Origin of the sequence: Streptomyces sp. NPDC002573 (assembly GCF_042889625.1) — a bacterium.
Lineage (GTDB): Bacteria > Actinomycetota > Actinomycetes > Streptomycetales > Streptomycetaceae > Streptomyces > Streptomyces gibsoniae.
Window position 1 is genome coordinate 39,970 of sequence record NZ_JBIARC010000027.1, and the last position, 18,351, is coordinate 58,320.

The window sequence follows — 18,351 nt, forward strand, 5'->3', positions numbered from 1 at the left end:
GCCTGCCCGGAGGGCGGACGGCCGGACCCCCTCCCGTACGACAGTTGACGGCATCTGTTAATTGAGTGGCCGACCCGAGCTCCACCCTCGTAAGTTGTGCTTGCCGCTGGAGCCACTTACGTTCGTGGGGGATCACACATGTCAGTCGCCGCCCTGAGGCGTGCCGCCCGAGAGACCGTGTCCGGGCTTCCACGGGAGTTCTGGTGGCTGTGGACCAGCACGCTCGTCAACCGGCTCGGCGCCTTCGTGGCCACCTTCATGGCCCTCTACCTCACCCTGGACCGCGGGTACTCCGCCTCGTACGCGGGTCTCGTGGCCTCGCTGCACGGCCTAGGCGGCGTCGTCTCCTCCCTCGGCGCGGGGGTGATGGCCGACCGGCTGGGTCGGCGGCCGACCCTGCTCATCGCCCAGTCGTCCACGGCCCTGTCCGTCGCCCTGCTCGGCTTCATGCGCGACCCGGTCGCCATCGCCGCCGTCGCCTTCGTCGTCGGCATGGCCGCCAACGCCTCCCGTCCGGCCGTGCAGGCGATGATGGCCGACATCGTCCGGCCCGAGGACCGGCTCCGCGCCTTCTCCCTCAACTACTGGGCGATCAACCTCGGCTTCGCCGTCTCCTCCATGGCCGCCGGGTTCATCGCCGAGTTCAGCTATCTCGCCGGGTTCCTGATCGAGGCGGGGATGACGATGATCTGCGCGATCGTCGTCTTCGTGAAGCTGCCGGAGTCCAGGCCGACTCCGGTCGCCGAGGAGGCCGGAGACGACGTGCGCCTCGGGACCGTGCTGCGCGACGGCCGTTTCATGAGCGTGGTCGGGCTGTCCTTCCTGGTCGCGCTGGTCTTCCAGCAGGGGTCCGTGGGCCTGCCGGTGGCGATGGGCCGGGCCGGGTTCACGCCCGCGGACTACGGTCTGGCGATCGCCGTCAACGGCGTGCTGATCGTCGCGCTCCAGATCCCGGTCACCCGGTTCATCGAGCACCGTGACCCGCGCCGGCTGCTGGTGATCTCGTCCCTGCTCGCGGGCTACGGCTTCGGGCTGACCGCCTTCGCGGGGTCGATCGGCGTCTTCGCGCTGACGGTGTGCGTGTGGACCCTCGCGGAGATCGTCAACGCGCCCACCCAGACGGGTCTCGTCGTCCGGCTCTCCCCCGTGCGCGGGCGCGGTCGGTACCAGGGCATGTACACCCTGTCGTGGTCCGTGGCCAGCCTGATCGCCCCGTTGATGTCCGGTGTGGTCATCGACCGGTTCGGCGCCGCATGGCTGTGGGCGCTGTGCGCGGTGGTCGGCACGATCGCCGCGGCCGGGTACGGGGCGCTGATGCGCCGCCTCCCGGCGGAGGAGACGACGGCGGACAGGAAGACGACGGGCGCGGAGCCGGAGACGGCGGGCGCGGAGGTCGGCGCGGCCTGAGAGGGCGCTCCCGGGTGGGGGCGCCCCTCGGGACACTAGCGTGGCGGCCGTCGCCGTGCAGGGCTTCGAGGAGCTGGCCGGGCAGCTGCAGGCCGCCCGCACCTCCGCCTCCTCCGCGCGCGAGGCCCTCGCCGCGGTGGGCCGCGCCTACGCCGACTTCGGCGAGCGGCGGCCCGCGCTCTACGACGCGATGTTCACGCTCTCCGTGGACCTGCCGTTCGCGCGGCCCGAGACCCCCGCCCCGCTGCGCGCCGCCTTCGACGAGCTGCGCCTCGCCGTCACCCCGCTCGCCACCGCCGACGACGACCCGGGCGTGCTCACCGAGACCGTCTGGAGCGGGCTGCACGGACTGCTCACGCTGATGCGCAGCGGCCGGCTGCGCCGTGACCAGCACGACCGGCTCGCCCTGCTGATCGACCGCTTCAGCCCGCCGCGGGGGTGAGGAGGCCTACAGCTCCCGCTGCGCCTCGTAGAGGTTCCGCGGCCGGACCACGTCCGTCGTGCCGTACAGCTCCAGCCGGGAGTGCAGATCGCCCGTGAAGTCGGGCACGTCGATCTGGTCGAACTCCGTGACCTCGTTCAGGCCGACGGTCGCCGACCAGGGGGCCAGTCCGTCGAGCTTCATCAGACCGGCGCGGCCGTTGGTGACGCGGACGTTCCAGTGCGTGAAGCGGGCGCCGAAGAGCGGCCCGGCGGAGGCGTCCCCGCCGTGGCGGCCGTTGTTGTTCACCGTGATGTCCGTACGGACATCGGCGAACGGCAGCCCGCGGTGCGAGTCGAACGTGCCCATCTGCATCTCGCCGCGCGACCAGACGTTGTACGAGGACAGGCCCTCCACGTTGATGCCGTGCAGCTGGGTGTTCGCCGGGGCCGGGACCGTGCGCTGCTCGATGGTGAAGTCCTCGATCAGATTGTCGTGCGAGCCCTCGCGGCAGAAGTACGGGTGGTGCGAGCCCCGGCCCGCCACGCGGGTGCGGCGCAGGGTGCAGGAGGAGGCCGCGACCAGGCCGAAGCCGTTGTCCACGTTCGTGACGACGACGTCGTCCGCCCAGCAGTCGTACGTGCACTGGAAGACGACCCCGTTGTAGCCCTTGTCGAGCAGGTGCGGGGACTGCGGGGTCTCGACCACCCGGAGGGTCAGGCCCTCCACGCCGGCGCCGGTCAGCTCCCGTACGTGCGTCGTCAGCCGCGGGTCCCACTCCGGGCGGACGTCGAGCGGCAGGGGTCGCTCGAACGTGACCTTCCGGCCCGCCACGCGCGCGATGCGCACGGGCCACTCATAGGGGACGTACGACGTCAGCTTGGTCTTGTCGTCCCAGTAGTACGCCTCCGGGCCCGGCCCGCCGCCGGCCATGTGCTCCAGGAGGGTGCGCCCGGCGTCGTCCGCGAGGCGGAGCAGGACGAGCTGACCCGGCCTCAGTCGCCGGGCGTCGGCGACCGTCACCGTCCAGGAGCCCTGCCGGGCCGGGGACACCGTGGTGAGCGTCTCCCACTCGTCGCGCTTGTTGCCGGTCCAGCCCTCGAAGGGCCACGCCTTCGCCCGGACGGCCGCGACCAGGGAGTCCCAACGGGCCGTCGGCGCCAGCCAGATCAGGCCGCCGGCCCAGGACCAGGAGGACTTGTCGCCGCCGTACCGGGAGCCGTAGACGCCGATCAGCTCCGTGAGGTTCCTGGTCGCGTACAGCGTCGTACGGCCGCTGCCCGCGCCCCGCAGGACGACGTTGTCGTAGCCGATGCGGATGAGGCCGTCGATACGGAACGTGCCGGGCGGGATGAGGACCGTGCCACCGCCGGCCCTTCCGGCAGCGGCGATGGCACGGTTGATCGCGGGTGCGCAGTCCGTCGTGCCGTCGGCCACGGCTCCGTACGCGGTCACGTCGGCGACCACGGGGCGACGGGGGAAGCGCGCCGCCCCACGGCGGTAGCCGGCCCGGCCGACGTAGGGGATCTGCGGGTGGGTGAAGGGGGTGCGGAGGAACTCGCGCCACAACGCGGGGACTTGGCCCTTCGGTGGGACGGGTGGGGTGGGTGCGGCGGCCGTCGCCGTCGTTCCGGTCACGGCGACGGCCGCCACGGCGATGGCGCTGCCGAGCAGGCTCCGTCTGGTGATGTCCGCGTGCCCCTTACCCATGCCCGAACCGCCTTCCAAGGATCTCAAGAACGCCCAGAGACGTGAATTTCCATGGATGTGAACGCTGTTCAGATTTACGTTGGCAGTGAGCATGCCACGACGCCTGTTGACCGGGGAAGAGTCGTGCAGGGATTGATTGGTACGGTCCAGGCGGTCAGTCTTCGGAGCGTCGAGTCAGATGACTGAACGCGTCCAGATTGCGCGTGGACTCCCCGCGCGCCACCCGCCAGGCGTACTCCTTGCGGATCGCGGTGGCGAACCCCAGCTCCAGAAGGGTGTTGAAACTGCCGTCCGCCGCCTCCAGGACCGAGCCGAGCAGCCGGTCCACCTCCTCGGGGGTGACCGCGGCCAGCGGCAGCCTGCCCGTCAGATAGATGTCGCCGAGCGGGTCGACGGCGTAACTCACGCCGTAGAGCTTGAGGTTGCGCTCCAGCAGCCAGCGGTGGACCGCGGACTCGTTCTCGTCGGGGTGGCGGATCACAAAGGCGTTCAGGGACAGGGAGTGCCGGCCGACGATCAGCGACACGGTCGTCGACAGCTTGCGCGTCCCGGGGAGCTTCACGACGTACGAGCCCGACTGCGGGCTCTCCCACTCCAGTTCGGCGTCCTTGAAGACCCCTTCGATGACCTGCGCCGCCTGCTGTTCCTCAGCCATGCGGGCAGCGTACGCGACGGGCATCAGCCGTGGTGCGCGCGCATCCGGCGCCGGTGGGCCCCCATGGCCTCGGTGTACACCCCGGCCGTCGCCGAGGCCGCCGTGTCCCAGCCGAACGACCCGGCGTGCCGGGCCGCTGCCTCGCCCATACGGGCGCACAGCTGCGGGTTGTCGGCGAAGTCGCGCAGCACGCGCGCGTACGCGGCGGGGTCGTGCCCCTGGACCAGGAATCCGGTCTCCCCGTCCCGGACGGCGACGGGCAGACCGCCGACGGCGGCCGCCAGCACCGGCGTACCGGCCGCCTGCGCCTCGATGGCGACGAGCCCGAAGGACTCGCTGTACGACGGCATGACCAGGACGGAGGCGGCGCGGAACCAGTCGGCGAGCTGGTCCTGCCCGACGGGCGGCCGGAAGCGCACCACGTCGGCTATGCCGAGCCGGGCGGCGAGCTTCTGCAGCCCCTCCGGCTTGGCGAGTCCGCTGCCGCTGGGGCCGCCCACGATCGGCACGACGATGCGGGAACGCAGTTCGGGGCGGTCGTCGAGGAGGACGGCGACGGCGCGCAGCAGCACGTCGGGCGCCTTGAGGGGCTGGATGCGGCCCGCGAAGACGGGGATCAGCGCGTCCTGCGGAAGTCCGAGCCGGGCGCGGGCGGCGGCCCGGCCGTCGGCGGGCCGGAAGCGCTCCAGGTTGACTCCCGGGTGGACGACGGCGACCTTGCCGGGGTCGGCCGCGTAGTGCCGGACGAGTTCGGCGGCCTCCTCGGCGGTGTTGGCGATGAGCCGGTCGGCGGCGCACACGATCTGGGTCTCGCCGATCACCCGGGCGGCGGGTTCGGGGGCGTCGCCCTCGGCGAGCGAGGCGTTCTTGACCTTGGCCATGGTGTGCATGGCGTGCACCAGCGGAGAGCCCCAGCGCTGGGCGGCCAGCCAGCCGACATGGCCGGAGAGCCAGTAGTGGGAGTGCACGAGGTCGTAGTAGCCGGGGCGGTGGCCGGCCCAGGCCTGCATCACTCCGTGGGTGAAGGCGCACAGTTGGGCGGGCAGCTCCTCCTTGGCGAGCCCCTCGTAGGGGCCGGCGTCGACATGCCGGACCAGGACGCCGGGCGCCAGCTCGACGGTCGGCGGGAGGGCGGCCGTGGTGGCCCGGGTGAAGATCTCGACCTCGATGTTGATCGCGGCCAGACGCTGGGCCAGCTCCACGATGTAGACGTTCATACCGCCGGCGTCGCCCGTGCCGGGCTGGTGGAGCGGCGAGGTGTGCACGGAGAGCATGGCGATACGACGGGGCCTGCGGTGCGGCAGCCGCAGCCGGGAGGAAGCCGCCGGGGAGCGACGCCCGAGCCTGCTGACGTACTGGCTCACGTCGCGTTCCTCCTTGTTGCGTGCATGCCGTGTGCGAGGGACCGCACACCCTGGCAACGGTGCGAACGCCGACGCAGGGCGCTCCATTTCCCCTGCGGTCCCCCTGTGGGCGGTTTTACTGAATCATTACCGGTTTCCGCTCAACCGTTCGACAGTCGTGTGTGTGGGGCGTCGGGGACGGCCACGCCGGCCTGCGGCCGCGGGGTCGGCCGAGGTCGGCCGGGTGTCGGTCGTTCCGTTGTCCACAGGCCGCCCGCCGCGTTGTCCACAGGCTGCCCGCCACCCCCGCGCCGCCGCTTACTCTCGTACGCATGTCAACCCGCGCCGCGTCCCGCCCCGTGGGTACGGTGACGCGCGGGACCACCAATCCGAACCGGCTGCGCCGGATGGACCGCTGGATCGCCGCTGTCCACGGCGCCGAGCTGCGCCGTACGGCGGCCCCGGTGGCCGTCGACCTCGGGTACGGGGCCGCCCCCTGGACCGCGGTCGAACTGCTGCACCGCCTGCGCACCGCCGCGCCCCGCACCGAGGTGGTCGGGGTGGAGATCGAGCCCGCCCGGGTCGCGGCCGCGCGGCCGTACGCCCGCGAGGGCCTGGTCTTCCGGCACGGCGGCTTCGAGGTGCCTGTGCCCGGCCGCCCCTGCCTCATCCGCGCCGCCAACGTCCTGCGGCAGTACGAGGAGGGCGAGGTCGCCGCCGTCTGGGAGCGGCTGTGCGCCCGCCTGGCCCCCGCCGACCCCGCGACCGGCTCCCGCGGCGGGCTGCTCGTCGAGGGCACCTGCGACGAGATCGGCCGCCGCCATGTGTGGGTGGCCCTCGGCCCGGAGGGCCCACGCACGGTCACCTTCGCCACCCGCCTCGGCTCCCTGGACCGCCCGTCCGACCTGGCCGAGCGGCTGCCGAAGGCGCTGATCCACCGCAATGTCCCGGGCGAGCCCGTGCACGCCTTCCTGCGCGACTTCGACCACGCCTGGGCCGCCGCCGCGCCCTTCGCGTCCTACGGCGCCCGCCAGCGCTGGATACGCACGGTCCGCCGGCTGACGGCGGACTGGCCGGTGACCGACGGCCCGGCGCGCTGGCGCCAGGGCGAGGTCACGGTCGCCTGGGAAGCCCTGGCGCCTCGCGCCTGAATCCCTTCCGACCCCTCCTGACCTGCGGGGAACGATCTTCCCGCGTGCTTCGTCACATACGCGGCGGATTCGCCGTACGAGGCGGCCGAGGGGGCAGGGAGTTCACCGTGCGCGGGTGACGGAGGGGGCGGGGACCGCCGTACGCGGGCGGCAGGAAAGACGGCCGTAGGAAAGCGGCGCGGGGTAGGGAGATCGTCGTACCAAGTGCGGCAGGCGAGGGAGTTTTTTGTGCGGATAAGTCCCGCCTCTGTCGCTTTGCCCGCCGACATGGCACGATCCCCCAGACGCCGCAAGTTACTGACGGTAAACCAGATTTGGGGGCGAAGTATGGGATCCGGGAAGCGGACCCTGACCATGGCGGCCATCGCTCTGGTCTGCGCGGTCACCGTGCTGGGCGCACCGGGCGCCGCGTATGCGAACCCGGGCCCGCCGGCCCCGACACCCACTCCGCCCGGCGGGTCGGCTCCGGCAGCCGGCGGGTCGACCCCGACCGACAAGGACCTCGAAGCGGTCCGCGCGAAGCTGGACACGCTGTACCACGACGCCGCGGTCGCCACGGACGCGTACAACGCCGCCGAGGAGCAGACCAAGCGGCAGTCGGCGCGGATCGTCGATCTGGCCCGAGAGATCGTCAGGGGCCAGGAGCGGCTGGACCAGTTGAAGGACCGCGCGGGTGCCGCGGCCCGCGCCCAGTACCGCGGCGGCGGGCTGCCGCCCGAGGTCAGGCTCTGGCTGAGCCACGACCCGCAGAAGTTCCTCGACAACGCGGGCACGATCCGTCAGGGCGAGCACGCGACCGAGGGACTGCTCGCGGAGATGACGCGCGCCCAGGAGGACTTGAAGCAGTACGCGCGCGACGCCGCCGACCAGTGGAAGCAGCTCGAGGCCCACCGCAAGGCCAAGGCCGAGGCCAAGAAGAAAATCGAGAAGGAGATCGCCGCCGCCGAGAAGCTCCAGTCCAAGCTGAAGAAGCAGGAGCAGGAGCGGCTGCGGAAGCTGGAGGAACAGGCCGCGGACCAGGCACAGACCGCCTGGCTCGACACCGGGATACTCAAGGACATCAGCACCGAGGCCTCCACGGAGGGGCGCAAGGCCGTGCAGTTCGCGAGCGACCAGATCGGCAAGCCGTATGTGTGGGGTGCCGAGGGTCCGATGTCGTACGACTGCTCGGGGCTGACGTCCCAGGCCTGGGCGGCGGCGGGCACCGCCATCCCGCGCACCTCGCAGGAACAGTGGAAGCAGCTCAGGCACGTCGACATCAAGGACATGCGCCCCGGCGACCTGATCATCTACTTCCATGACGCCAGCCATGTGGCGATGTACGTCGGCAACGGCGCGATCATCCACGCACCGCGCCCCGGACGCACGGTGACGATCGCGGGCGCGGGCACGATGCCGATCCTGGGAGTGGTGCGCCCGGACGCGAAGTGAGGGGCGGCCCGTCCGAAGTGACGGGCCCCACGTGACACGGCGCACGCCGCCGCTCGACCCGGTCCCGCACCCGACGTGACTTTCGTCATCCCGGGCGATGTCACCCCTGTCCAACTGCGGTAGGGGATGCGGCATATGACGGCGGCCCGATGCCCGGCGTCACGCCGCCGGGCATTCCGCTGCGGCCTCGGCTACCGCTAAGGTCCCCGTCGGTGGGTCGAGGTCCCTCGCCCCGCCCGCGCCCTCGGGGGGAGGGAAGGAACCCAAGACGATGCCCGCACCCGTACCGCGGCAGAGAGCGATCCCGGCCGTGGAGAGTGGTCAGGCTCAAGCCGCGTCCCCGCCGGGGACCCAGGCCGCACCGGGGCCGCCCACCCGTACCAAGGCTCCGGCCGACACGCTCACCCTGCTGGTGATCGAGGACGATCCGACCGGCGCGCCGATCGTGCCCGAGCTGCTCGACTCGGCGGGCCGCCCCATCCGGCTGCGCACCGCCCGCAACCTCACCGAGGCCGAGCGGCTGCTCACCGACGACGTCCACTGCATCCTGCTGGACCTCGCGCTGCCCGCTCCCGGCCGGGCCGCCCGGGAGGACGACGAGCTGGCCGTGCTGCGGCACGTCCTCCAGATCGCGCCCCGCCACGCCGTGCTGGCGCTGACCGCGTCCGGTGACGCCGAGCGCGGCACTGAGGCCGTTCGCGTCGGTGCCCAGGACTATCTGTTCCGCGACGAGCTCGACGGACGTCTGCTGAGCCGCGCGATCCGCTACGCGGTGGAACGCAAGCGGTCCGACACGGCCGAGCGACGGCTGACGGAGTCCAGGCTGCGGGCGCAGGAGAACGCGCGTCTGGAGCGCGGTCTGCTGCCCACCCCGCTGCTGGACGGCTCCTCGCTGCGCTTCGCGGCCCGCTACCGCCCCGGCCGCTCGCGCGCGCTGCTCGGCGGTGACTTCTACGACACGGTGCGTACGCCGGACGGCACGGTGCACGCGATGATCGGCGACGTCTGCGGGCACGGCCCGGACGAGGCCGCGCTCGGGGTGGAGCTGCGTATCGCCTGGCGTGCGCTGACGCTGGCCGGTCTGTGCGGCGACGAGCTGCTGTCCACGCTTCAGCAGGTCCTGGAGCACGAGCGGCAGAACGAGGAGATCTTCGCGACGCTGTGCACGGTGGACATCGCGCCGGACGGCCGCAGCGCCGGGCTGTGCCTGGCCGGCCACCCGGCCCCGCTGATCGCACGCCCGAGTCTCTCCTGCGCCCCCGGCGCGGCGCCCACGGCCGAGCTGGTGCCGTACGTCAACAACGGCCCCGCGCTCGGTCTGCTGCCGCGCGCCCGCTGGCCGCGGACGCAGGTGGGGCTGGGCTCCGCCTGGAGCCTGATGCTCTACACGGACGGACTCATCGAGGGGCACGTCGGCGAGGGCCGGGAGCGCCTCGGCCAGGACGGCATGGTGGAACTGGTCCGTCGCCGGCTGGCCGAGGGCCTGGCCGGCGAGGCGCTGCTGCGGGCGACGGTCAGCGAGGTCCGCGACCTCAACGGCGGAGAGCTGACGGACGACGTGGCGGTCGTCCTGCTCGACCGCGTGCCGTGACCCCGGGCGGGCCGGGTCACCGCCCGCCGTTGTACGGACCGTAGGGTCCGTCGCTGCTGCTTCCGCGGCGGCGACGGCCCCAGCCACCGCCCGAGACCTGCCTGAGCGCGGGCCGGACGTCCACGAAGAACACGATCGTGGCGACCAGGCCGGCGAGCTGGAGGAAGAGCATCGGCACCAGCAGATTCACGGCGACCGCGATGCCGAGGATGATCAGCCAGAAGCCCTTGTTCTGCTTGTCGGCGGCGCGATAGGCGTCGTCGCGGTACAGCGCGGCCATCGCCAGTGCCACCACGGCGAGCACCAGCATGGCGAGATAGAGCAGCGACAAGAAGCCGCCGAATGCCGTCATCAGCACAATGCCCACCACCCGGGTCGAGTCCTCTGTACGGCCACCGTACCCGCCCGCGGCCGACGTGTATCCGTAGAACGGGCCGGGCACCCACGAAGTGCCCGGCCCGCCATCGGTCCCCCGACGTACACGGGACCGGTCACAACGGTGCTTGCTTGACTTACTTGGCCGGCGGCGTGGTCTTCTTCGCCACCGGCTTGCGGACCGGCGCCGCCTTCTTCGGCGCGTTCTTCTTGTCGTCGGCGGGCTCGGCCTTGGCCTCGGCCGGCTTCTGCTCGTCCTTGACCTCGACGGGCTCCGGCCTGCCCTCGACGGCGACCGCGAGGTCCTCGATCTCGTCGGCGGCCTCGCCGCGCCAGGTCTTCACGGCCTGCTCGCCGTGCTCGGCGACCTTCTCGTAGGTCTCACGGGCCCGGACCGCGTACTCGGCGGCGACGCCGACACCGCGCAGGGCGATGTCCTGGGCGGTCTCGCCGAGCTTCTTCAGGTCGGCGTCGAGGGTGGTCCCGAACTTCTTGAGGTCCGAGTCGAGCGAGTTCAGGAACTCGCCGACCCGCGCCTGGATGGTCTCCTGCGTCACCTTCACCCGGGCACTGGCCTCCTTGGCGCGGGCCGCGGCCCGCTCCTGGACCGCCTTCGCGTCGGTGTTGCGCACCGCGTCGATACGGGCGGGGGCCTCGGTGCGCAGCTGCTCGACCAGGCCGGGGACCTTCCTGGCCTGCTGGATGGCCAGGTCGGCGGTGCCGGCGGCGAAGTAGAGCGGGGTCGGGTCGCTGAGGGTCTTGCGCAGGTCGTCGGTGATGGCCATGGGAACGGTCCTCCCGGTTCGGCTTTCGACTGAGGGTTTGGGTGGTCCGCCGGTCGCGCTCAGGTCGTCCCGGCCGGTCCGGTCATGCCGATCGGCCCGGTCGACGGCTGGTGCGCCGCGGACCGGCATCGCTGTCGTCGGCCGTGCGGGGGCCGCGGGTGTCGGTGTCCTGGGCGTCGTCCGCCTCCGGAGCCTTCGGGGCCGCCCGGCCGTCCTCGTCCGCCGTGCCCGACTGGGCGATCTCGACTCCGTTCTCCTTGCGGAAGGACTCGTAGATCTGGAGCAGCACCTGCTTCTGCCGCTCGGTGAGCGTGGGATCGGCGAGGATGACGGCGCGCGTCGCACCTTCCTGCCGGCACTCCTCCCGGTCCCGCTCGGCGTCGAGAATGCCGGCCCGCACGTACAGCGTCTCGGCGGAGATCCGCAGCGCCTTGGCGACCTGCTGCAGCACCTCCGCGCTCGGCTTGCGCAGCCCGCGCTCGATCTGGCTCAGATACGGATTGGACACCCCGGCGGCTTCGGCGAGCTGCCTGAGCGACAGCTGCGCATTGCGCCGCTGTTCGCGCAGATACTCACCGAGGTTGCCGACGTTGAGCGATGCCATGCCTCCACTGTGCCCCACTCGCGCTAACAATTGCAAGCACGCCGCTTGCAAAAGTGCGCCGCGTCGCAAACGGCGGCTGCCGCGGGGCGAGTCGGCGCAGGGGGCGCATCGATCAGCGCCGGGTCCCAGGGCATCATGTGTCCGGCCGCCGCCCGGTCGGCGGGAGCGGTCAGGTGTCCACCGTGACCGCCCCGGCCCGGTGGCCGCCGCGCGGCAGGGCGCGGACGAGGTACGGGTTGACCGTGGATCGGTCCGGCAGGCCCAGTGCGGCCGTGGCCTCCACCAGCGTCATCGCGTAGGCGTCCACCGCCCGGCGTACGTTCGGGGCCTCCAGGCTGTCACCCGTCACCAGCCGGTCGAGGTCCACATACGCGGAGCGGATGATCTCGATCCACCGGTACACCCGCCAGTCCTCCTGCCAGCCCTTGGTGCAGTCGTCCGGCAGCCGCCGCGACCAGCGGTCCAGCAGCCGTCGGCGGATGTCCGGGCGGGTGGGCGTCAGATGCATATGGCGGACCAGGTCGTACAGCGGGTCCCCGATCATGGCCATCTCCCAGTCGATCAGGGTGAGGCCACCGTCCGCGCGGCGTACGAGGTTCCATGGGTTGAGGTCGCCGTGCAGAAGCACCGACCGGCGCGGGGCGAGGATGTGGCGGGTGAGGATCTCGTCCAGCCGGACGCTGTCCGGGAGTCCCAGCTCCCGGGCCAGGTCCCTGGTGTCCGTGGGCAGTTCGCCGACCATGCGGACCAGCTCGGCCCGCAGCCAGGAGTAGAAGTCCATCTCTCCGAAGTCGGGGGCGAACCGGTCGCAGGGGACGTGCGTCAGTTCGGCGAGCTGGTCGACGAGGTCGTCCGCCTCGTGCGGCAGCAGTCCGTACTCGGGGTGGGCGGGCGGCCGGAGGCCGTCGGCCGGTCCCTCGTAGGTGTGGATGGTGAACTGCTCGCGCAGTCCGCTGGTGCCCAGCGCCAGGACCCGCGGCGCGCGCACCCGGACCCCGGTCTGCTCGATCGCGCCCAGCACCACGTGCTCGTTGAGGAAGCGCCGTTCGAGCGGGCTCGACGACCCCGCCCTCCGGCGCACCATGACCGGGAAGGCGACCCCCGCCACCCGCACCGCCGTGTTGAGGTGGGCCGTGCCCTTGAACACGCGGTCCGCCGACGCGGCCCCTTCCTCGAACAGCGCCCGGCTGACCGCCCAGGGCGGGAAGTCCGGGCGGATGGGAACCCGTCGGTCGCGCTCCCAGACGATCTGGAACATGGTGCGCTCCCGGCTGGGCCGGACCCCGTGGGACTCGTTCCATCTGAAGAGGATGCGTTCGATCGCCCGCTCGTCCGGCACGTGCTTCAGACGCAGCGGCTCCTGCGCCGCCAGCAGCGCCCGGCGCACCGCCTGGGTGGCGGCGTCCAGTTCCCGCTGGTCGAAGGAGTCGCCGAGCGACTCGGCGGCGCGCATCACGTCCGGATAGACGGACTGGGCGTGCTCGAAGGCCAGATAGTGCTTCAGATCCCGGTCGAGGCCGTGGACGGCCTTGCTGCGCCGCTCCCCCATGACGGTGCGCCAGGCCTCGACGACCTCGTCCCACTGGTGGCTCGGGTACTGCATGCGCACCAGATGGGTGGCCAGGTCGTGCAGGGGGTCGCCGTACGTCGCCAGTTCCCAGTCGACACAGATCAGCGGCGGATCACCGTGGAAGGACACGATGACGTTGTCCCGGTGCAGATCGGTGTGCAGGAGGCTGAAGGGGCGGCTGATGAGCGCGGGCACCCGTTCCGCGAAGCGGACCATGGCGTCCTCGGGAATGCCCAGCATCGCGAACAGCCCGCCGAACTGGGCCCAGTTGCGCGCCCGGATCTGCTCCTCCGCCGCGAAGGCGAGGGCGCGCAGAAAGGCCCTGCCGTCCCGGCTGGACCGCGGCCAGGACACGGGCAGCGGCGGCAGATGCCGTCGCCCCACCTGGGTCATGTCCGCGAGCAGGCCGGCCAGGGCGGTGATGACGCCGGGGTCCAGCGGGGTGCCGCCCGGGCAGATGCTCGACAGAGGGACGCCCTCGACATAGCTGAGGACGGCGATGTCCTGGTACTTGGCGTGACAGCGCGGGACATGCGGCAGGATGCCCCGAATCCTGTTGAGGATCTCCGGCTCGTCCTGCCAGGTCCTGATGACCACGGGCAGCGCGGACGGGATCCGCTGCCGCACCGTGACCGCCGCCCCGTCGTCGACCGCCACGAGGGCGGAGTCCTGCTCGGTCAGCGGCCGCACCATGTAGTTCAGGTTGTGATGGCCGCGGTCGAAGGAGCCCAGCGCCCGGGCGTAGCGCAGAAACCTCTCGAATCTGTCGTCCGCCGGCCGCTGAAGAGCGCGGTGGTCAGGCACTGGCGGACCGCCCAACGGTGACTCCTGCATGACTGTGCGGCGCTCTCGATGTTCATGCGCCGCGAACGAAGTGGGCACACCCTAGGGCATCGGGACCCATGCCGGCGGACGGACTCGGCATTCCCCGCGGATCCCGGTGCTCGCGGCACCCGGAAGGGCCACGCCCCCGTACGGGCCCCAGCGGGCCGGGCCGCAGCTCAGATCTCCTCGGCCAGCAGATTCCAGCAGGAGTCGAACCACCCCTGCATGCTCTCCATGAACACGGAGCCGGGCGCGTCCGGGTCACCCTCGTCGTTGACCTGGCGGGTGAGCGTGGATCCCAGCCCCAGCACGTCCAGAGCCGCCACCTCCGTCCCGTCCTCCATGAGGATGGGCCGCTCCACCACCTCGTAGGGGCCGAACAACGCCTCGGCACCCTGGCGCAGATAGAGCTTGAAGGCCGGCGCCAGGGGCACATGGCGGATCTTCACGTCGACGGACTGAACGAGCCCCTCCGTGCGGAGGTCCCCCAGGGCCGAGAGCAGCGAGGCCGTGTGCCGCCGCGTGATCCCCCGGAGCCGTGCCTGCACCTTCTCCTGCAACTGGCCGGACCCTGCCGGTCCGCCGTCCCCGTCGTCCCCGCCCTCGGTCGCCCTCGCTCGCGGATACGGCAGCGGGAGCGACACGGAGGGCAGCAGCATGCGCAGTTCGATCCGCTCGGGCCGGACCTCTCCCAGCCGGATGCGCTCCGCCTGAAGACGGATATGGGCGTCCAGGCTCTCCGACGTGAGGGTGTACACGTCCAGCCGTACGGTCGGCTGGGCGAACGCCCGGGCGATGAAGGGCCCGAGGGCCGCCCGGACCCGCGGCACCTGCTGGCGCGTAGCCGAGTGGATGGGGCTTCGCACCACGCGGGAGCCGCTGCCCTGGCGCGACTCGACCCATCCCTCGTTCCTCAGCTCGCGCAGCACGCGCTGCACGGTGTCGCGCGAGACCGTGAACTCGTCGGCGAGTTCCCGCTGCGGCGGGAGCAGCGATTTGAGCGCGTACGTGCCGTCGGCGATGCGGGCGCGCAACTCCTCCAGGACACGCTCGAACTCCTTGCCGCCTCCTTCGCCGCGTGCCGTCGTCACACCGCGACCGTACCTCGCCTTCCCCATGGGCAAACCGCGTTCCGTTCGCTTCTCAGTCCAACTTGGCTGCCTGAAGGACGAAAAGCTGCCGGGTGCTTAGGGATCTGGCTCGCAGGGGACAACCCGAGATAAGGCAACCAGTCCAATTGGACAGGTAGTTGATCGATTCTCTGCTGTGGACAGGGGTGGGCACATGGTCTCCGTGCAACTGGTCGAGGCGGCGGTCCAATTCGGGGTGGCGGAGCTGGTGCAGCGGGAGACGGGCCTTGTGGGCGTCCTGCTGCTGAGCCTGGCGGCGGTGGGCATACGGGCCCGCAGGACGGCACTGACCGGTTCGGCGGCCGCCATGTTCTTCTTCGTGGTGCTGATGGCCCAGGCGTGATCGGTGAGCGCCTCGGCCCGGGGCGCTCACATCCGCCGGAAGGGCCCGAGCGCGTACACGACGTCCGTGAGAACCGGCACGGCGTCGAGCCCCAGCGGCTGCGCGCCGGCGGTCAGCACGCGCTGCACATGCCGGGCGTGGTGCAGAAGGAGCGACTCATCGGGATCCGGCCGCGCCACGAGGTCCTGGGTCGTCCGGACGACGTCGGTGAAGACGGACTGGGCCCGCTTGAAGTCGAGGAGCCTCGGGAGGTCCTGCTCCCAGCCTCGGGAGCTGCCCGGCCGCTCCGTCTCCACCACCTGGCACCACCACTTGATCAGCGAGGACGCCTGGTCCTGCGGATACCGCATCAGATGGAGGTGGGTGGCCAGGTCGTAGAGCGGGTCGCCGAGCATGGCGAGCTCCCAGTCGATGGTCCACAGCCGGCCCCGGGCGTCGACGACGAAGTTCTCCCGGTGCAGATCCGCGTGCAGCAGGCAGAAGGGCCGCTCGGTCAGGCCGGCGACATGCTTTCTGAGCATGTCGAAGGAGTCGTCCTGCACGCCGAGCGAGACGAAGAGTCCGGGGAAGCGTGAGAGGTTCTCCCGGTAGACCCGGCTCTCGGCGAAGCAGATGAGACGTTCCAGGAATCCGGCGGTGTCGCCGTCCGCGGTCCGGTCCTCCGCGCGGCAGACGCGTTCCGCGTCGAGCCTGCCGGGGGTGATCCTTGCCATCTGGCGGAACAGGTCCAGGATCTGCGCCGCGATGGTGTCCGGAATCGCGGCACCGGACGCATGGAGCGAGCCCAGCGTCCGCCCCTCGATGAACCTTTGCAGCCATACGCCCTCGGCCACGGCGATGAGCTCCGGTATTCCCGCGACGCGACCGCGCAGGGCGTGGAGCAGCGCCTCCTCCGAGGCGAAGCACCGGCGGTCGAACCAGAGCAGATTGCCCCGCGGCTCCCGGACCTTGCCCCGCACCGGAGGCCCGCCTTCCACTGCCGGGCCGACGGCCTCGCCCGGGAGCGGGATCACATACGTCTCGTGGTGGTAGCCCGCGAGCGGACCTTCGACGGCGCGCAGGTCGCCGCTCATCTCGACGGCCCGCTGCCGGGCCTGTGAACACTCCGGTGACATCGCCCCCCGCGTCCCCTGGTTTCCGCTTTGCCCATACCGATGCATGGGTCCAGGCACGCTAGCGGCTCCGAGCGGACGCACCGCGCCGTGCGACGATTTCGGGCGCCGGCTCGGCACAGGCGGTGGAACGCCGGAGTCAACCAGTCCAATTGGACCGGATGTCGATCGTCCGACGGGGCAGGAGTCCCGGCCGGGATCCGGGGCGCGTCAGCCCTGGCCGCCCACGATCCGCAGCACCGGTTCCAGCGAGACCACCACGCACTCGGCTCCCGCCTCCCGCAGGGCCTTCTCCTGGGGGCCGCTGCCCGCGCAGCCGAGGAACGGTATCCCGGCCTGCCGGGCCGCCCGGAGGTCGGAGGGGGTGTCGCCGATCATCAGGGCGGCGGACGGGGAGGCGCCCATCGCGCTGAGGGCGCGGTTGAGGCAGTGCGGGTCCGGCTTCAGCCGGTGCAGATCATGGGTGCGGCCATAGACATGCGGGGCGAAACAGCCGGTCAGGTCGCGGTCGTCGAGATAGCTGAGGGCGGTCCGCGGCGAGTTGTTCGTCGCGACGGCGAGCTTCGCGCCGCGGGCGGCCCAGGTCCGGATCAGCGGATCCGCGTGGGCGGTGGGCCAGGCGGTGACCACCGCCTTGAGCTCCTGCTGGGTGAGGCGCTCCTCCAGCTCGGCCACCAGATCGCTGCGCGGGCGCCGGCGGTTCACCGCGTGGAGGACGGCCATGGGGTCCGGGTGGGCGCGCTCCTCCTCCGTCAGCAGGTCCCGCAGTCCCTGCCGCTCCAGCCACTCGACGAGATCCTTCGCCACACCCTCGGCCGAGTGTCCCGCGAACAGGCGGCAGACCGGACCGTCGAAATCGAAGAGCACGAAGCGCACAGGACCGATCAGATCCCGCAACTGCTCGTTTTCTTCCGCATTTTGATCCGTCAGTGTCGTATCAAAGGTCACTAGGAGAGTGTCAGGTCCGTGGTGATCGTTTCCCAGAGGGCGTCGAACCACTTCTGCGACTCCTCCACGAACACGGCGTCGCGGGTGCCCGTCCGGCGCTCGAAGGAGAACAGGAGCGACGTGGCGCCCAGGGTGTCGTACATCTCCAGGGTCCGGCTCTCCACCTCCTCCTCCCGCTTGGTGAGCATGTAGTACGCGATCAGGGCCTCCGCCCCGTTGAGGAGATAGAGCTTCACCGGCGGGGTGAAGGGCAGCGCGCGGAAGGTCACCCGGACGTCGATGTTGTGCGACGTGCGCAGGGCCTGGAGGTTGTGGCGCAAGACGTGCCCCTGGGCGTTGCGCTGTTCGAGCCAGCGCCGGTGGACCGGGTCCTCGTCACCGGCGCTGCTGACGGAGATCGGGAACGCGAGGTTGATGTCCCGGGACGGCAGGAGGATCCGCACATCGATCGACTGGGGGCGGATACGGCCCTCGTGGATCTGCCGCACCGGTTCGCCGAGGGCCAGCATCAGCGTCTCGGCGGTCAGGCAGGCCGCGTCGATCCGGACGTGCGGGACCGCGAACGCCTCCGTGAGCCGCGGCGCCAGCCCGACCATCGTCGGCTGCGGCTCGTCCCTGACCGGCGCGAGTTCGGCGACCCGGGGCGGGCTGCCCTTGGTGACGTTGCTGAGCAGGCCGTCCTCGTGGAGGGCGCGCAGGGCCTGGCGGACCGTGCCCCGTTCCACCCCGAACTCCTCGGCCAGTTCGGCCTGGGTGGGCAGCCGGTCGCCGGCCTTCAGATCGCCGGCGCGGATACGGGCCCGCAGCGCGTCGGCGATCTCCTGGGGCGAGGACCTTCTGCTGCCGTTCACTGCGACGTTCTCCTGGGTCACGACCAAACGTTACAACCCACTTCCATCTACAGGGAGTTGTTTAATACCTGCTTATCGGTCACGACCAACTGGCGATAA

General features: G+C 71.4%; 17 protein-coding genes. 6 read left to right on the forward strand and 11 right to left on the reverse strand.

The annotated features are described in order from the left end of the window. Positions 1-138 precede the first annotated feature (138 nt). Positions 139-1,407 carry an MDR family MFS transporter gene (locus tag ACFYX0_RS24575; protein WP_388973126.1) on the forward strand — a complete coding sequence of 423 codons (1,269 nt, stop codon included), beginning with the start codon at positions 139-141 and terminating at the stop codon, positions 1,405-1,407. A gap of 40 nt (positions 1,408-1,447) precedes the next feature. After that, entirely contained in the window at positions 1,448-1,849 is a 402-nt protein-coding gene (locus tag ACFYX0_RS24580; protein WP_388973128.1) for a TetR-like C-terminal domain-containing protein, read from the forward strand. Positions 1,850-1,855: 6 nt separating this feature from the next. On the opposite strand, the gene ACFYX0_RS24585 is transcribed toward ACFYX0_RS24580, so the two are convergent. The 3 genes from ACFYX0_RS24585 to mshA form a co-directional block, all read right to left on the reverse strand. Then, on the reverse strand, positions 1,856-3,538 hold the full coding sequence (locus tag ACFYX0_RS24585) for a glycosyl hydrolase family 28-related protein (protein WP_388973129.1): 1,683 nt from the start codon (positions 3,536-3,538) through the stop codon (positions 1,856-1,858). 154 nt (positions 3,539-3,692) lie between these two features. After that, entirely contained in the window at positions 3,693-4,193 is a 501-nt protein-coding gene (locus ACFYX0_RS24590) for a YbjN domain-containing protein (protein ID WP_388973131.1), read from the reverse strand. A gap of 23 nt (positions 4,194-4,216) precedes the next feature. Further along, a complete protein-coding gene (mshA, locus tag ACFYX0_RS24595) occupies positions 4,217-5,557 on the reverse strand; it encodes a D-inositol-3-phosphate glycosyltransferase (protein WP_388973133.1) in 1,341 nt (446 codons plus the stop codon). A gap of 311 nt (positions 5,558-5,868) precedes the next feature. Here mshA and ACFYX0_RS24600 point away from each other — a divergent pair, with 311 nt between their 5' ends. From ACFYX0_RS24600 to ACFYX0_RS24610, 3 genes are all read left to right on the forward strand, one after another. Continuing rightward, positions 5,869-6,687, forward strand: coding sequence for a class I SAM-dependent methyltransferase (locus ACFYX0_RS24600; protein WP_355921253.1), 819 nt, complete (start codon positions 5,869-5,871; stop codon positions 6,685-6,687). A gap of 327 nt (positions 6,688-7,014) precedes the next feature. Next, the gene (locus ACFYX0_RS24605; protein WP_388973135.1) at positions 7,015-8,118 is read left to right on the forward strand and encodes an NlpC/P60 family protein; all 1,104 of its coding nucleotides are present in this window, start codon (positions 7,015-7,017) and stop codon (positions 8,116-8,118) included. Positions 8,119-8,389: 271 nt separating this feature from the next. Then, positions 8,390-9,709 (forward strand): PP2C family protein-serine/threonine phosphatase, encoded by a 1,320-nt coding sequence (locus tag ACFYX0_RS24610; RefSeq protein WP_388973137.1) that lies wholly within the window; start codon positions 8,390-8,392, stop codon positions 9,707-9,709. Between the two features lie 16 nt (positions 9,710-9,725). Here the strand turns inward: ACFYX0_RS24610 and ACFYX0_RS24615 are convergent, their stop codons facing one another. The 5 genes from ACFYX0_RS24615 to ACFYX0_RS24635 all read right to left on the reverse strand — a co-directional run bounded on the left by ACFYX0_RS24615 (position 9,726) and on the right by ACFYX0_RS24635 (position 14,986). After that, positions 9,726-10,061 carry a DUF2516 family protein gene (locus ACFYX0_RS24615; protein WP_267971890.1) on the reverse strand — a complete coding sequence of 112 codons (336 nt, stop codon included), beginning with the start codon at positions 10,059-10,061 and terminating at the stop codon, positions 9,726-9,728. A gap of 160 nt (positions 10,062-10,221) precedes the next feature. Then, positions 10,222-10,869, reverse strand: a complete 648-nt coding sequence (locus tag ACFYX0_RS24620) for a hypothetical protein (RefSeq protein ID WP_388973139.1) — start codon at positions 10,867-10,869, stop codon at positions 10,222-10,224. A gap of 82 nt (positions 10,870-10,951) precedes the next feature. Continuing rightward, positions 10,952-11,473, reverse strand: coding sequence for a helix-turn-helix transcriptional regulator (locus tag ACFYX0_RS24625; protein ID WP_355921242.1), 522 nt, complete (start codon positions 11,471-11,473; stop codon positions 10,952-10,954). A 169-nt stretch (positions 11,474-11,642) separates the two neighbouring features. Then, positions 11,643-13,736 (reverse strand): phosphotransferase family protein, encoded by a 2,094-nt coding sequence (locus ACFYX0_RS24630; RefSeq protein ID WP_388973236.1) that lies wholly within the window; start codon positions 13,734-13,736, stop codon positions 11,643-11,645. A 308-nt stretch (positions 13,737-14,044) separates the two neighbouring features. After that, on the reverse strand, positions 14,045-14,986 hold the full coding sequence (locus tag ACFYX0_RS24635) for a GntR family transcriptional regulator (RefSeq protein ID WP_388973141.1): 942 nt from the start codon (positions 14,984-14,986) through the stop codon (positions 14,045-14,047). 166 nt (positions 14,987-15,152) lie between these two features. Between ACFYX0_RS24635 and ACFYX0_RS24640 the strand changes: the two genes are divergently transcribed. Beyond that, a complete protein-coding gene (locus ACFYX0_RS24640) occupies positions 15,153-15,341 on the forward strand; it encodes a hypothetical protein (RefSeq protein WP_388973143.1) in 189 nt (62 codons plus the stop codon). A 26-nt stretch (positions 15,342-15,367) separates the two neighbouring features. Here the strand turns inward: ACFYX0_RS24640 and ACFYX0_RS24645 are convergent, their stop codons facing one another. The 3 genes from ACFYX0_RS24645 to ACFYX0_RS24655 form a co-directional block, all read right to left on the reverse strand. Continuing rightward, the gene (locus ACFYX0_RS24645; RefSeq protein ID WP_388973145.1) at positions 15,368-16,456 is read right to left on the reverse strand and encodes a phosphotransferase; all 1,089 of its coding nucleotides are present in this window, start codon (positions 16,454-16,456) and stop codon (positions 15,368-15,370) included. A 207-nt stretch (positions 16,457-16,663) separates the two neighbouring features. Then, positions 16,664-17,401, reverse strand: coding sequence for an HAD family hydrolase (locus tag ACFYX0_RS24650; RefSeq protein WP_388973147.1), 738 nt, complete (start codon positions 17,399-17,401; stop codon positions 16,664-16,666). Beyond that, complete coding sequence (locus ACFYX0_RS24655; RefSeq protein WP_355921229.1) at positions 17,401-18,279, reverse strand: winged helix-turn-helix domain-containing protein; 879 nt, start codon at positions 18,277-18,279, stop codon at positions 17,401-17,403. The genes ACFYX0_RS24650 and ACFYX0_RS24655 overlap by 1 nt, the downstream gene beginning before the upstream one ends. Between the last annotated feature and the right edge of the window lie 72 nt (positions 18,280-18,351).

What these genes read in the sequence shown, in the direction of transcription:
- ACFYX0_RS24575 (WP_388973126.1), top strand. Translation starts at nt 139, where the DNA reads ATGTCAGTCGCCGCCCTGAGGCGTGCCGCCCGAGAGACCGTGTCCGGG.
- ACFYX0_RS24585 (WP_388973129.1), bottom strand. Translation starts at nt 3,538, where the DNA reads ATGGGTAAGGGGCACGCGGACATCACCAGACGGAGCCTGCTCGGCAGC.
- ACFYX0_RS24590 (WP_388973131.1), bottom strand. Translation starts at nt 4,193, where the DNA reads ATGGCTGAGGAACAGCAGGCGGCGCAGGTCATCGAAGGGGTCTTCAAG.
- ACFYX0_RS24600 (WP_355921253.1), top strand. Translation starts at nt 5,869, where the DNA reads ATGTCAACCCGCGCCGCGTCCCGCCCCGTGGGTACGGTGACGCGCGGG.
- ACFYX0_RS24605 (WP_388973135.1), top strand. Translation starts at nt 7,015, where the DNA reads ATGGGATCCGGGAAGCGGACCCTGACCATGGCGGCCATCGCTCTGGTC.
- ACFYX0_RS24610 (WP_388973137.1), top strand. Translation starts at nt 8,390, where the DNA reads ATGCCCGCACCCGTACCGCGGCAGAGAGCGATCCCGGCCGTGGAGAGT.
- ACFYX0_RS24615 (WP_267971890.1), bottom strand. Translation starts at nt 10,061, where the DNA reads ATGACGGCATTCGGCGGCTTCTTGTCGCTGCTCTATCTCGCCATGCTG.
- ACFYX0_RS24620 (WP_388973139.1), bottom strand. Translation starts at nt 10,869, where the DNA reads ATGGCCATCACCGACGACCTGCGCAAGACCCTCAGCGACCCGACCCCG.
- ACFYX0_RS24625 (WP_355921242.1), bottom strand. Translation starts at nt 11,473, where the DNA reads ATGGCATCGCTCAACGTCGGCAACCTCGGTGAGTATCTGCGCGAACAG.
- ACFYX0_RS24630 (WP_388973236.1), bottom strand. Translation starts at nt 13,736, where the DNA reads ATGGTGCGGCCGCTGACCGAGCAGGACTCCGCCCTCGTGGCGGTCGAC.
- ACFYX0_RS24635 (WP_388973141.1), bottom strand. Translation starts at nt 14,986, where the DNA reads ATGGGGAAGGCGAGGTACGGTCGCGGTGTGACGACGGCACGCGGCGAA.
- ACFYX0_RS24640 (WP_388973143.1), top strand. Translation starts at nt 15,153, where the DNA reads ATGGTCTCCGTGCAACTGGTCGAGGCGGCGGTCCAATTCGGGGTGGCG.
- ACFYX0_RS24645 (WP_388973145.1), bottom strand. Translation starts at nt 16,456, where the DNA reads ATGTCACCGGAGTGTTCACAGGCCCGGCAGCGGGCCGTCGAGATGAGC.